General features: G+C 70.6%; 12 protein-coding genes, 1 tRNA gene and 1 pseudogene. 8 read left to right on the plus strand and 6 right to left on the minus strand.

The genetic code is table 11. From position 1 onward, the window contains the following. Window positions 1-241: pseudogene (locus G6020_RS13600) on the plus strand (PIG-L family deacetylase); the annotation flags it as partial. After that, complete coding sequence (locus tag G6020_RS13605) at window positions 238-807, plus strand: class I SAM-dependent methyltransferase (protein WP_182610981.1); 570 nt, start codon at window positions 238-240, stop codon at window positions 805-807. The pseudogene G6020_RS13600 and the gene G6020_RS13605, both read left to right, overlap by 4 nt. 33 nt (window positions 808-840) lie before the next feature. Here G6020_RS13605 and G6020_RS13610 read toward each other — a convergent pair whose 3' ends face one another. Then, the gene (locus tag G6020_RS13610) at window positions 841-1479 is read right to left on the minus strand and encodes a TetR/AcrR family transcriptional regulator (RefSeq protein WP_182610982.1); all 639 of its coding nucleotides are present in this window, start codon (window positions 1477-1479) and stop codon (window positions 841-843) included. 115 nt (window positions 1480-1594) lie between these two features. Here G6020_RS13610 and G6020_RS13615 point away from each other — a divergent pair, with 115 nt between their 5' ends. Beyond that, complete coding sequence (locus tag G6020_RS13615) at window positions 1595-2167, plus strand: DUF308 domain-containing protein (RefSeq protein WP_182610983.1); 573 nt, start codon at window positions 1595-1597, stop codon at window positions 2165-2167. Window positions 2168-2192: 25 nt separating this feature from the next. Here the strand turns inward: G6020_RS13615 and G6020_RS13620 are convergent, their stop codons facing one another. The 3 genes from G6020_RS13620 to G6020_RS13630 form a co-directional block, all read right to left on the minus strand. After that, window positions 2193-2864, minus strand: coding sequence for a TetR/AcrR family transcriptional regulator (locus G6020_RS13620; protein WP_241730788.1), 672 nt, complete (start codon window positions 2862-2864; stop codon window positions 2193-2195). A 79-nt stretch (window positions 2865-2943) separates the two neighbouring features. After that, window positions 2944-4350, minus strand: a complete 1407-nt coding sequence (gene chrA / locus G6020_RS13625) for a chromate efflux transporter (RefSeq protein ID WP_182610984.1) — start codon at window positions 4348-4350, stop codon at window positions 2944-2946. Further along, the gene (locus G6020_RS13630) at window positions 4347-4493 is read right to left on the minus strand and encodes a hypothetical protein (protein WP_182610985.1); all 147 of its coding nucleotides are present in this window, start codon (window positions 4491-4493) and stop codon (window positions 4347-4349) included. Before G6020_RS13630 ends, chrA begins: the two co-directional genes overlap by 4 nt. Before the next feature lie 430 nt (window positions 4494-4923). On the opposite strand from G6020_RS13630, the gene G6020_RS13635 reads away from it, so the two are divergent. Beyond that, window positions 4924-4995: transfer RNA gene (locus G6020_RS13635), tRNA-Gln, on the plus strand. 21 nt (window positions 4996-5016) lie between these two features. On the opposite strand, the gene G6020_RS13640 is transcribed toward G6020_RS13635, so the two are convergent. Continuing rightward, window positions 5017-5178, minus strand: coding sequence for a hypothetical protein (locus tag G6020_RS13640; RefSeq protein WP_179525797.1), 162 nt, complete (start codon window positions 5176-5178; stop codon window positions 5017-5019). Beyond that, window positions 5175-6980: a thiamine pyrophosphate-requiring protein gene (locus G6020_RS13645; protein ID WP_182610986.1), complete on the minus strand. Its 1806-nt coding sequence runs from the start codon at window positions 6978-6980 to the stop codon at window positions 5175-5177. The genes G6020_RS13640 and G6020_RS13645 overlap by 4 nt, the downstream gene beginning before the upstream one ends. Before the next feature lie 185 nt (window positions 6981-7165). On the opposite strand from G6020_RS13645, the gene glmU reads away from it, so the two are divergent. The 4 genes from glmU (at window position 7166) to G6020_RS13665 (ending at window position 10876) form a co-directional block, all read left to right on the plus strand. Continuing rightward, window positions 7166-8626: a bifunctional UDP-N-acetylglucosamine diphosphorylase/glucosamine-1-phosphate N-acetyltransferase GlmU gene (gene glmU / locus G6020_RS13650; protein WP_182610987.1), complete on the plus strand. Its 1461-nt coding sequence runs from the start codon at window positions 7166-7168 to the stop codon at window positions 8624-8626. Between the two features lie 17 nt (window positions 8627-8643). Continuing rightward, on the plus strand, window positions 8644-9621 hold the full coding sequence (locus tag G6020_RS13655) for a ribose-phosphate diphosphokinase (RefSeq protein ID WP_179525800.1): 978 nt from the start codon (window positions 8644-8646) through the stop codon (window positions 9619-9621). 1 nt (window position 9622) lies between these two features. Next, complete coding sequence (gene arsC / locus G6020_RS13660) at window positions 9623-9982, plus strand: arsenate reductase (glutaredoxin) (RefSeq protein WP_179525801.1); 360 nt, start codon at window positions 9623-9625, stop codon at window positions 9980-9982. Between the two features lie 261 nt (window positions 9983-10243). Next, window positions 10244-10876: a 50S ribosomal protein L25/general stress protein Ctc gene (locus G6020_RS13665; protein WP_182610988.1), complete on the plus strand. Its 633-nt coding sequence runs from the start codon at window positions 10244-10246 to the stop codon at window positions 10874-10876. The last annotated feature ends 62 nt before the right edge of the window (window positions 10877-10938 follow it).

Genomic DNA, 10938 nt, shown 5'->3' on the forward strand with positions numbered 1-10938 from the left:
CCGGCTCGTCGAGTACCCGGTGTGGGCCTGGCACTGGGCCGCACCCGGGGACCCGCGGGTGCCGTGGGCGCGGCGCCGCCGGGTGGTGCTCACCGACCACGAGCTCGCCGCCAAGCGGGCTGCCGTGTCCGAGTTCGTCACCCAGGTCGCGCCACTGTCCGACCGGAGTGGTGACGAGGCGATCCTGCCGGACTGGGTCCTCGACCGTCTGGTCACCCGAGAGGAGACGGTGTTCTGGTGAGCACTCCCGGCCACTACTTCGAGTCGATGTACTCCGACTCGTCGGATCCCTGGGACTTCGCGACCGCCTGGTACGAGCTGCGCCGCTACGGGCTGATAGTGGCGTCGCTGCCCGAGCAGCGGTACCGGGTGTGCTTCGAGCCCGCGTGCTCGGTGGGCGTGCTCACCGAGATGTTGGCCGCGCGCTGCGACGAGGTCCACGGGGTGGACGTGGTCGACACCGCCGCGGAGGAGGCCCGCCGTCGACTCGCCCGCGCCGGGGTGACCACCGCCCACGTCCGTACCGCCGACGCTCTCGACCCGTGGCCGCACGCCACCTGCGACCTGCTGGTCCTGTCGGAGTTCCTCTACTACACCCCGGTCGCGGAGCTGGACGGGCTCCTCACCGGGCTGCTGAGGCTGGTCGAGCCGGGAGGGACGGTGGTGGCCTGTCACTGGCGGGGCCGATCCCCCGACCACGCCTGCACCGGCGAGGACGTCCACGCCGCGCTGGCCGAGCGCGGCGATCTCACCCTCCTGGCGCACCACCGAGAGGAGGGCTTCCTCCTCGAGGTCTTCCGCCGCTGACCCCACGATCGCTCGTCTCACCGCGCCCTGCGATCAGGACCCCGCGGCCTCCGCCTGCTCGACCAGGTGCACGATCGCCTCCGCGTGCAGCCGGAACAGCGCTGGCACGTCGGCGTCCCCGGTCAACGACGCGAGGAAGATCCCGTCGCCACCACCGAGTGCATACGTCGCCACGAGCCGCGCGTCCGCGGCAGCCAGCCCTGGCCGCACGAGTGCGAGTTCCTCCGCGATCCGTCCTATCGCCTCCCCGCGCAGCCGCAGGTAGATCTCGCGGGCCGCCGGCTCCACGGGGCGCCGTTCCAACGCCAGCATCAAGACCAGTCGAAGGAAGTCCGGCGACTCCGAGAACGTCCTGGCCACCCCCTGGCACAGATCGGTCACCCGCTCGGCGAGTGAGTCCCCCTGGCCCCGGGTCACCTGGCCCAGCCACAGCTCGATGCTCTCCTCCACCACAGCGGCCAGGAGGGCGTCCTTGTCGGCGAAGTGCCAGTAGATCGAACTCGCGGGGAGCCCGCTGACCTTGCTGACCTGCGCGATGCTGGTCCCCTCGTACCCGCGCTCCCCGGCCACCGCAGCGGCGGCCTCGAGGATCCTCCGTCTGGACTCGCGACCTTTCGTCCGCGTGCGCCTGCTCCCGCTCACCTGGTCCCCCACGGTCCCCTCCTCGGCCATGCTGCCTCCCGGTCCTGTGTCCAGCGCCTCATTGTCCGTGCGTGCCCGGAGTTCTACTGTAGTGATCACTACAGTATCGCGATGGCGAGAGGCCACCGCCCGAAAGGTGGACGACATGATCGATTCCCTCACCCGCAACTGGTGGGTTCAACTGATCCGCGGAGGGCTGGCCCTCACGCTCGGCGCCACGGCACTCGTCGCTCCCGGGTCCGATACGGGCGCCGGCATGACGCTCGCCGTGTTCCTGGTGGCCGCGTTCGCGATCGGGGACGGCGCCATGACCGTCACCACCGGGCTGGCCCTGCCGGGCGAGCACCGGGGCAGGGGTGGACTGATCGCCACCGGCGCCGGTGTCATCGTGCTCGGGATGGTCGTGTTGTTCTGGCCCGGACTGTCCGCCACGGCGCTCACGCTGGTGTTCGCCGCCTGGCTCGTGGTCTCGGGAGCACTCGTGGCCTACGGGGCGCGGACACTGCGTCACGAGATCTCGGACTCGTGGATCATGGGCGCACTGGGGGCGGTGCTCATCGCGCTCGGCATCGGCCTCGGCCTGGTCGGCCCCTCGGCCATCGGCACGTTCGTGATCTTCGCCGGCTGGTTCGGGCTGGCCGTGGGCGCCGTCATGGTGGCCGTCGCGTTCAGGCTGCGTGCAGATGCCGGGCGTCTGCCCTCGCCGGCCATGGCCTGAACCCCGCGCCGGTCGCGGGGACGGGCTACGGCCGACCCGGCCCCGGGCGCAGATCGCGGCCGACCAGTGCCCCCTCCGGGTTGCTCGGCCCGGTGTACTTGTCCCGCACCTCGGCCTCGAGGGTCGGCCTCGGGTCGAGGTGGGAGAGCCCGTTGAAGCACAGGTTGACGATGTGCGCGGCCACCTCCTCCTTGGGCGGGGTGCGCACGTCCAGCCACCACTGCGCGGTACCGGACACCATTCCCACCAACGCCTGCGCGTACACGCTCGCGGTGACGGGGTCGAAGCCCCGGTTCACGAACTCCTCCTCGAGGATGTACGTCACGCTCGCCGTCGCGTCGTTGAGCAGGGTGGAGTACGACCCCCCGGGGGCCGTCGACGACTCGCGGACCAGGATCCTGAACCCGTCGGTGCGTTCCTCGACGTAGCGCAGCAACGCCATGGCGGCGCGCTCGATCCGGCGCCGGGACCCCTCGCCCTGCAGGGACTCGGTGATCTCGGCACCGAGGTACGCCAGCTCGCGGTCACACACCACGGCGTAGAGGCCCTCCTTGCCGCCGAAGTGCTCGTAGACCACCGGCTTGGAGACCCCGGCGACAGCCGCGATCTCCTCCACCGTCGCGGAATCGTAGCCGTACTCCGCGAAGATCCGGCGGCCCACCTCGACCAGCTGCTGCCGTCGCTTGGCCGCCGTCATCCTGGTCCTCGGAGCCGGAATGGCCTCGCCCGTCATCATCAACCCTTTCGCCCGTCCCCCCGAGACTAGACGGCCCCGCTCACAGGGGGATCAGCAGACTGGCCGGGCCCAGCAGGGCGCACACCCCGAGCACCCGCAGGATCGGCCAGCGCAGGACGAAGGTCAGCACGAGCGCGACAAGGGTGATGCCCACTGCCACGGGGTTCACCGACGCGGCGTCGGGAATGGTGATCCGGAGAGGACCCCAGGTCCAGATGCTGGTGGCGGTGAACAGGGTGTTGAGTGCGAAGTAGAGCGCGAGGTTGGCGATCACCCCCACCACGGCAGCGGTGATGCCCGCGAGCGCGGCCGAGATGGCCACGTTGTGGCGCAACCGCTCGACGTACGGCGCTCCCAGCAGGATGAACAGGAAGCTCGGGACGAAGGTGACCCAGGTGACCAGGAGGGCTCCCAGGGTGGCGGCGACCCAGGGGTCGAGACCCCCGGGGTTGCGGTAGGCGGCCAGGAACGCGACGAACTGCACCACCATGATCAGCGGCCCCGGGGTGGTCTCCGCCAACGCCAGTCCGCGCACCATCTCCCCCGGCGCCAACCATCCGAAGGTCTCCACCGCCTGTTGGGCGATGAAGGCCAGCACCGCGTACGCACCGCCGAAGGTGACCAGGGCGGAGAACGAGAAGAACAGTCCCTGGGTGGTGAAGATGCTGTCGGATCCGAAGATCACGGTCACCGCCGCGATCGGCGCCGCCCACAATCCCAGCCCGATCGCCAGGATCCTCACCAACCGACCGGAGCTCGGCCGGTCATCGTGGAGCGCATCGTCGGAGATGACGGGGGCGGTCTCGTCCTGGTCACCGTCACCCTGAGGCGGGTGCGCGAAGTCCGGGTCGCGGCGCGAGAGCAGCCAACCGGCGAGAGCGGCCACGGCGATCACCACCGGGAACGGCACCGCGAACAGGGCGAGCGCGGCGAACGACCCACCCGCGAGAGCGATCAGGGCCGGGCGAGTGAGAGACCTCCTGGCCACCCTCAACACGGCCTGGGCGACGATGGCCAACACCGCCGGGGCGAGCCCCGCGAAGACGGCCGCGACGGCGGTGGTGTCCCCGAAGGCGACGTAGACCGCCGAGAGGGCTCCGAGTGCGACCACGCCGGGCAACACGAACAGGGTCCCCGCCGCGATGCCACCGCGAGTGCCGTTGAGCAACCACCCGAGATAGATCGAGAGCTGCTGGGCCTCGGGGCCGGGCAACAGCATGCAGTAGTTGAGCGCGTGGTTGAACCGCCGCTGCCCGATCCAGCGCCGGTCCTCGACGAGGACCCGCTGCATGACCGCGATCTGACCGGCCGGACCTCCGAAGGTCTGCAGGGAGATCAGGAACCACACCCGGAGGGCCGAGCGGAAGGGGACGAGGTCGCGCGCGGCGGCAGTGGCAACAGGGGCCTCACCGGCATCGACAGGGGGCTGGTGGGAGTCGGTGCTCATGCCAACTCCCGTCCGAGGAGGACCTGACGGCGGCAGTACTCGGACAACCCGTCGACGACGGGACCGGACATGGCCGGGGTCTGGTCATCGCCACCGATCATGGCCCCGTCGATGGGGATACCGGCGCGGGTCGACCACGTCATCAGTCCTCCTGGGTGGTGCGGTCGGGATGCGGGGCGTCGCGGGCCGCTGGGGCCGAGCGGCGTTCGGCAGGAGGAGAATAGCCCCGGCGGGAGACCCGGTGGGGTGGGGACCGTCGACGAAGGAGCGGGGAGATCGTCGACGTCCCTCTCCCCCTCCTCGCCGGGGCTGCGAGCCCGGTGGCCTCTCGGGAGTTTCTGACGGGCCGCCTCTGTTGTCGAGCGTTCCGATCGCGATGACGGAAACGTGATGACGGAAACGGGGGTCAGGCCACCCGGCGGCAGCCTCGGCTGCGGGTGCGCACGACGGCCCCCGGGCACCGCGAACGGTCGCCCGCCGCCGGACCCCTTCGTGACCCCCGCCGCTCCAGCAGGTCCGCGCCACCGGGCGCCGGGAGGTGTGCCAGACTGTTACCGACCCGGTCAGGGTCGTTCCCCCGTGGTGTAATCGGCAACACTTCTGATTTTGGTTCAGATATTCCAGGTTCGAGTCCTGGCGGGGGAGCCTCCGGCCCCCTCGCGGATCTCAGCCCATCCCGCCGGAGATCGCGAGCGCCAGGACGAGCAGCAGGATCGCCACGATCGCCAGAACGGCGAGCACGGGTTGGCGCCGGTTGCGCGGGGTGCGGACCTCCTCTTCACCCTGCTGGGTGACGGACTGCGGGTCGGGCTCGTTCGCTCCGGTCATGTGAACCTCTCCTCTTCGATTCGGGCGTACTCCTCCAGCAGTACCAACCCGTGGCGTCCGGCGTCGCCTTCCGCCCGCAGGCCCTCGCGCATCGACCCGAGCATCTCCCGGCCGTGGGGGAAGGGCGGCAGCAGCGGGACGTCGGGGTCGGTGACCGCCTCGATCACCGTGGGCCGGTCCGCCGTGAACGCCGTCTCCAGCGCGGCGTCGAGCTGGTCGGCGTCCTCGACCCGAACCCCGCGCAGCCCCAGCAGCCGGGCGTAACCGGCCATGTCGAACGCCGGGACGTCCTGCGAGGGCGCGAACCGCGGGGCCGCCTCGGTCTCCCGCTGCTCCCAGCTCACCTCCGCCAGGTCGCCGTTGCACAGCACCACCACGACCATCGTGGGGTCGTCCCATCCGGGCCACGCCTCGGAGACGGTGATCAGCTCGTTGATCCCCAACATCTGCACGGCCCCGTCGCCGGCCAGCACCACGACGGGCCTGGCCGGGGCGGTGGCCTTGGCGGCGATCGCGTACGGGATGCCGCAGCCCATCGACGCCAGCGTGGACGACAGGTGGGCCGGGACCGAGGTGGGCAGGTCCATCTGCCGGACGTAGTGGTAGACCGCACTGCCCACGTCCACGGCGAGCCGGGAGTCGTGCGGCATGTGACGGCACAACCGTCGGGCCACCGACTCCGGGTTGAGGCCGCGGGCCGGGACCTCGGCGCGCTCGCGGGAGATCTCGCGCCACTGCTCGACCCAGTGCTCCACCCGGCCGCGCCACGCCGACCGGTCACGCACGCCCACGCGCTCGGTCAGCGCGCGCAACGCCACCGCGGAGTCACCGACCAGCCCCACCTCGACCGGGTAGCGGTTGGCCAGGTGCGACGGGTCGAGGTCGATCTGCACGGCCCGCGCCTGCCCGGGCACCGGGTAGAACTCCGTCCAGGGATCGTTCGATCCGACTATCAGGAGGGTGTCGCAGTTCTGCAGGATGCGCGCGCTCGCCGTCGTCCCCAGGTGCCCCATCGTCCCACCCACCTGCGGGTGGGATTCGTCCACGTACGGCTTGCCCAGGAGGCTCATCGTCACCCCGGCGTCCAGGCGCTCGGCCAGGTCCATCAGTTCCTGCCGGGCCCCGGCCATGCCGCGCCCTGCCAGGATGGCCACCCGCTCCCCCGCGTCCAGCAGTTCGACCGCGCGTGCCACGTCGTCCTCGCGCGGCGAGACCACCCCGTGCGTCCATTCCGGTGCGGTCACCACCACGCCGTGTTCCTGGCCGAGGTCGTCACCCAGGTCGGGGGCGGGCGCGTTCTGGACGTCGTGGGGAAGGACGACGACGACGGGGGTCCGGTGCGTGAGGGCGGCGCGGAACGCCCTGTCGATCACCATGGGCAACTGCTCGGCGGCCACGACGGTCTGCAGATAAGGCCCGGCCACGTCGGCGAACACGCTGCTCAGGTCGATCTCCTGCTGGTAACCGGAGCCGAGCACGCCCGTGTGCTGCTGAGCCACCAGCGCCACCACCGGAACGCTGTCCAGCTTGGCGTCGTACAGGCCGTTGAGCAGGTGCACGGCACCCGGGCCCTGTGTGGAGTTGACCACTCCCACCCCGCCCGAGTACTTGGCGTCGGCCACCGCCATGAACGCCGCGGACTCCTCGTGCCGCGCCCGCATGAACCGCGGTGCCACGTCGGACCGCTGCAGCGCGCCGAGTATCGGGTTGTTCCCGTCCCCGGCGTATCCGTAGATCCGTTCCACATCCCAGGCGACCAGTCGTTCGACGACGAGGTCGGCCACCGTCTTGTCGTGGGTCATCTGTGTCCCCTCTCCGATTGACGGCCCTGATGGTGGGCCCCACCGTAGGGGCCGCACAGGCGGGCCTCCACCGGTACCGCGCAACGACGTGGTCCCCGTCAGACCCAGCCCTTATCCTTTCGGAGACGGTCCGCTCGCCGGACGCGAACCCGACACCGGCACGCCACGCCGCCCGAGGAGACTTGATGACGACACCCGACACCGACCGCTCGCAGACCGCGGTCATCGTCCTGGCCGCCGGTTCCGGCACCCGGATGAAGAGCGCGACCCCCAAGATGCTGCACCGGGTGTGCGGCCGGACGATGCTCGGGCACGCGCTGCACGCCGCGGCCGGGATCCACCCGGAGCAGATCGTCGTGGTGGTGGGGCACCAGCGTGAGCAGGTCGGGGCCGCGGTCGCCGAACTCGCCGTCGACCTGGGTGTCCCGGTGACCACCGCGGTGCAGGAGGAGCAGAACGGCACGGGCGACGCGGTGGCCGCGGGCATGGCCGCCCTGCCCAACGACTTCTCGGGAACGGTGCTGGTCACCACCTCGGACATCCCCCTGCTGGACGCCGACACCCTCCGCGAGGTGGTCACGCGCCACGACCTCCGGCCACGCGCCTCGGTCACCATTCTGACCTCCACGGCCCCCGACCCCACGGGGTACGGGCGGATCGTGCGGAACGACGACGGCGAGGTGCTCAGGATCGTCGAGCACAAGGACGCCTCGGACGACGAGCGGGCGATCGACGAGGTCAACTCCGGCATCTACGCCTTCGACGCCCGCGTCCTGCGGGAGAAGTTGGGCGAACTGGGCACCGACAACTCGCAGGGCGAGCTGTACCTGACCGACGTCATCCAGTTGGCGCGTCAGTCCAACGGGCTCATCCGCGGCCACCGTGTCGAGGACGCCGATCTGGTGGCCGGGGTCAACGACCGCGTCCAGCTGGCCGGGCTGGCCGCCGAGATGAACCGCCGCCTGTGTGAGACGGCCATGCGCGCCGGCGCGACGATCGTCGATCCGGGCAGCACCTGGGTGGACGTGGACGTCCGCATCGGCCGGGACGTCACCATCCTGCCGGGCACCCACCTCACCGGCTCCACCGTGATCGGCGACGGCGCGACCGTCGGACCCGACACCACCCTGCAGGACACCACGGTCGGCGAGGGCGCGAGCGTCGTGCGCACCCATGCCGTCGGCGCGAGCATCGGGCCCGGAGCGGAGGTCGGCCCGTTCGCCTACCTGCGTCCGCAGGCGGAGCTCGGCGAGCGCAGCAAGATCGGCACCTTCGTGGAGGTCAAGAAGTCGAGCATCGGGGCGCACACCAAGGTCCCGCACCTGACCTACGTGGGCGACGCGACCATCGGGGAGCACACCAATATCGGGGCATCCAGCGTCTTCGTCAATTACGACGGGGTGAACAAGAACCGTACAGTGATCGGCGATCACTGCCGCACCGGTTCGGACACCATGTTCATCGCACCGGTGACCGTCGGAGACGGGGCCTATTCGGGCGCGGGTACCGTGATCAAGAACGACGTCCCGCCCGGGGCCCTGGCGGTGTCCGGCGGACGACAGAGGAACATCGACGACTGGGTGATCGAGAACCGACCGGATTCCGGCTCGGCCGAGGCCGCCCTACGTACCCGGAACGACTCCTAGAAGGACGGACTCACCGAGTGAGCGAGTGGATCGACAACCAGAAGAACCTGATGTTTTTCGCGGGGCGTGCGCACCCCGAACTCTCGGATCAGGTCGCCGCCGAGCTGGGGATCGAGGTCACCCCCCAGACCGCCCGCGACTTCGCCAACGGGGAGATCTTCGTCCGCTTCGAGCAGTCTGTCCGCGGCTGCGACGCGTTCGTGCTGCAGAGCTGCCCGGCGCCGCTGAACAAGTGGATCATGGAGCAGCTCATCATGATCGACGCCCTCAAGCGCGGCAGCGCCAAGCGGATCACGGCCGTGCTGCCGTTCTACCCGTACGCGCGGCAGGACAAGAAGCACCGTGGTCGTGAGCCCATCTCGGCCCGCCTGATCGCCGATCTGCTCAAGACCGCCGGCGCCGACCGGATCATCACGGTCGACCTGCACACCGACCAGATCCAGGGCTTCTTCGACGGCCCGGTCGACCACATGCACGCCCAGGGCCAGCTGTCGGACTACGTGCGTGAGCACTACGGCACGGACAACATCTGCGTGGTCTCCCCCGACGCCGGCCGCGTCAAGGTGGGCGAGAAGTGGGCCGACGCCCTCGACGGTGCGCCCCTGGCGTTCGTCCACAAGACCCGCGACCCCAACGTGCCCAACCAGGTCAAGTCCAACCGCGTCGTGGGTGACGTCGAGGGACGCACCTGTGTGCTGATGGACGACATGATCGACACCGGCGGCACCATCGCCGGCGCCGTCAAGGTCCTCAAGGACGCCGGTGCCGGCGACGTGATCATCGCCTGTACCCACGGTGTCTTCTCCGACCCGGCGGCCGAGCGGCTGGCCACGTGCGGGGCCAAGGAGGTCATCACCACCGACACGCTGCCGATCCCGCCGGAGAAGCGGTTCGACAACCTCACCGTGCTGTCCATCGCCCCGCTGCTGGCCCGGACCATCCACGAGGTCTTCGAGAACGGCTCGGTGACCAGCCTGTTCAACGGGAACGCCTGACATGTCCGCGGACGCCGCGGGTCGCGCCACGATCTACCACAACCCGCGCTGTTCGAAGTCCCGGCAGGCGCTCGACCTGCTGCGCGAGCGGGGGGTCGAGCCGACTGTGGTCAAGTACCTCGACACCCCGCCCACGGTCGCCGAGCTCCGCACCCTCATCTCCGACGCCGGGCTGACGGTGCGGCAGGCCGTGCGGGTCAAGGAGGCCGAGTTCACCGAGCTGGGTCTGCTCGAGGCCTCGGACGAGGAACTGCTCGAGGCGATGGTGGCGCACCCCCGGCTCATCGAGCGGCCCTTCGTCGTCACCGGCAAGGGCACCCGCCTGGCGCGGCCCACCTCGGCCGTCGAGGAGATCCTCTGACGGTTGGGGTGGTCGGAGTGACCCGGGCCCCGGCGTGACCCGGAGCCCGGGGTACCCGACGTGATTTGGGGGCGGGGCGCCGCGCCGCTAGGCTGATCGGGTCATCTCGGCGAGGGAGGGCCCTGCAGGGGCCACTCCGTTATCGACGCGATCATTGTCGGTGTGGTCCCCGGTGGGCCGCCCCGGGCGATCGTCTCGGTCGCCGGGGAGGTCTCCCGCCCGCAGAGCGCACGCGCGCTCCCCACCGACAGAAGGTTCACCATGGCCAAGGAAATCAACAACCTCAAGACCTCCATCCGCACCGAGTTCGGCAAGGGCTCCGCCCGCCGCGCCCGTCGTGAGGGCCAGGTCCCCGCGGTGCTCTACGGCCACCACACCGAGCCGCGCCACCTCCTCCTCAACACCCTGGAGTTCGCCGCGGTGCTGCGTGCACACGGCACCAACTCGCTGCTCACGCTGGACATCGAGGGCGAGGAGCAGCTCGCGCTGCCCAAGCAGATCGACGTGCACCCGCTGACCCGCGTCATCGAGCACACCGACCTGCTGGTCGTGCGCAAGGGCGAGAAGGTCACGGTCGAGGTCTCCGTCACGGTCGTCGGCGACGCCGCCCCGGGCACCCTCGTCACCCAGGACGCCAGCTACGTCGAGATCGAGGCCGACGCCACCCTCCTGCCCGAGGGCTTCGAGGTCTCGGTCGAGGACGCCGAGGCAGGCCTCCAGATCACCGCCGCCGACATCGAGCTCCCCGCCGGCAGCACCCTGGTCTCCGATCCCGAGACCCTGATCGTCAACGTGATCGAGGCGCCGACCGAGGCGGACCTCGAGTCCGAGGAGGAGGCAGCCCCCCAGGGTGAGGCCGCCGAGGACGCCGCCCAGGCCGCCGAAGAGGCGTGATCCCCCTCGCCGCGGCCTGAGCTGCGGCGACACCGCCCGCGGGCCCGCTGCCGACCATCGAG

This window comes from Dietzia sp. B19 (assembly GCF_014145155.1).
Taxonomy (GTDB): domain Bacteria; phylum Actinomycetota; class Actinomycetes; order Mycobacteriales; family Mycobacteriaceae; genus Dietzia; species Dietzia natronolimnaea.

Excerpts from the sequence above, each read along its gene's own strand:
- G6020_RS13665 (WP_182610988.1), top strand. The coding sequence starts at position 10,244 with ATGGCCAAGGAAATCAACAACCTCAAGACCTCCATCCGCACCGAGTTC.
- chrA (WP_182610984.1), bottom strand. The coding sequence starts at position 4,350 with ATGAGCACCGACTCCCACCAGCCCCCTGTCGATGCCGGTGAGGCCCCT.
- G6020_RS13630 (WP_182610985.1), bottom strand. The coding sequence starts at position 4,493 with ATGACGTGGTCGACCCGCGCCGGTATCCCCATCGACGGGGCCATGATC.
- G6020_RS13615 (WP_182610983.1), top strand. The coding sequence starts at position 1,595 with ATGATCGATTCCCTCACCCGCAACTGGTGGGTTCAACTGATCCGCGGA.
- glmU (WP_182610987.1), top strand. The coding sequence starts at position 7,166 with ATGACGACACCCGACACCGACCGCTCGCAGACCGCGGTCATCGTCCTG.
- G6020_RS13640 (WP_179525797.1), bottom strand. The coding sequence starts at position 5,178 with ATGACCGGAGCGAACGAGCCCGACCCGCAGTCCGTCACCCAGCAGGGT.
- arsC (WP_179525801.1), top strand. The coding sequence starts at position 9,623 with ATGTCCGCGGACGCCGCGGGTCGCGCCACGATCTACCACAACCCGCGC.
- G6020_RS13645 (WP_182610986.1), bottom strand. The coding sequence starts at position 6,980 with ATGACCCACGACAAGACGGTGGCCGACCTCGTCGTCGAACGACTGGTC.
- G6020_RS13620 (WP_241730788.1), bottom strand. The coding sequence starts at position 2,864 with ATGACGGCGGCCAAGCGACGGCAGCAGCTGGTCGAGGTGGGCCGCCGG.
- G6020_RS13610 (WP_182610982.1), bottom strand. The coding sequence starts at position 1,479 with ATGGCCGAGGAGGGGACCGTGGGGGACCAGGTGAGCGGGAGCAGGCGC.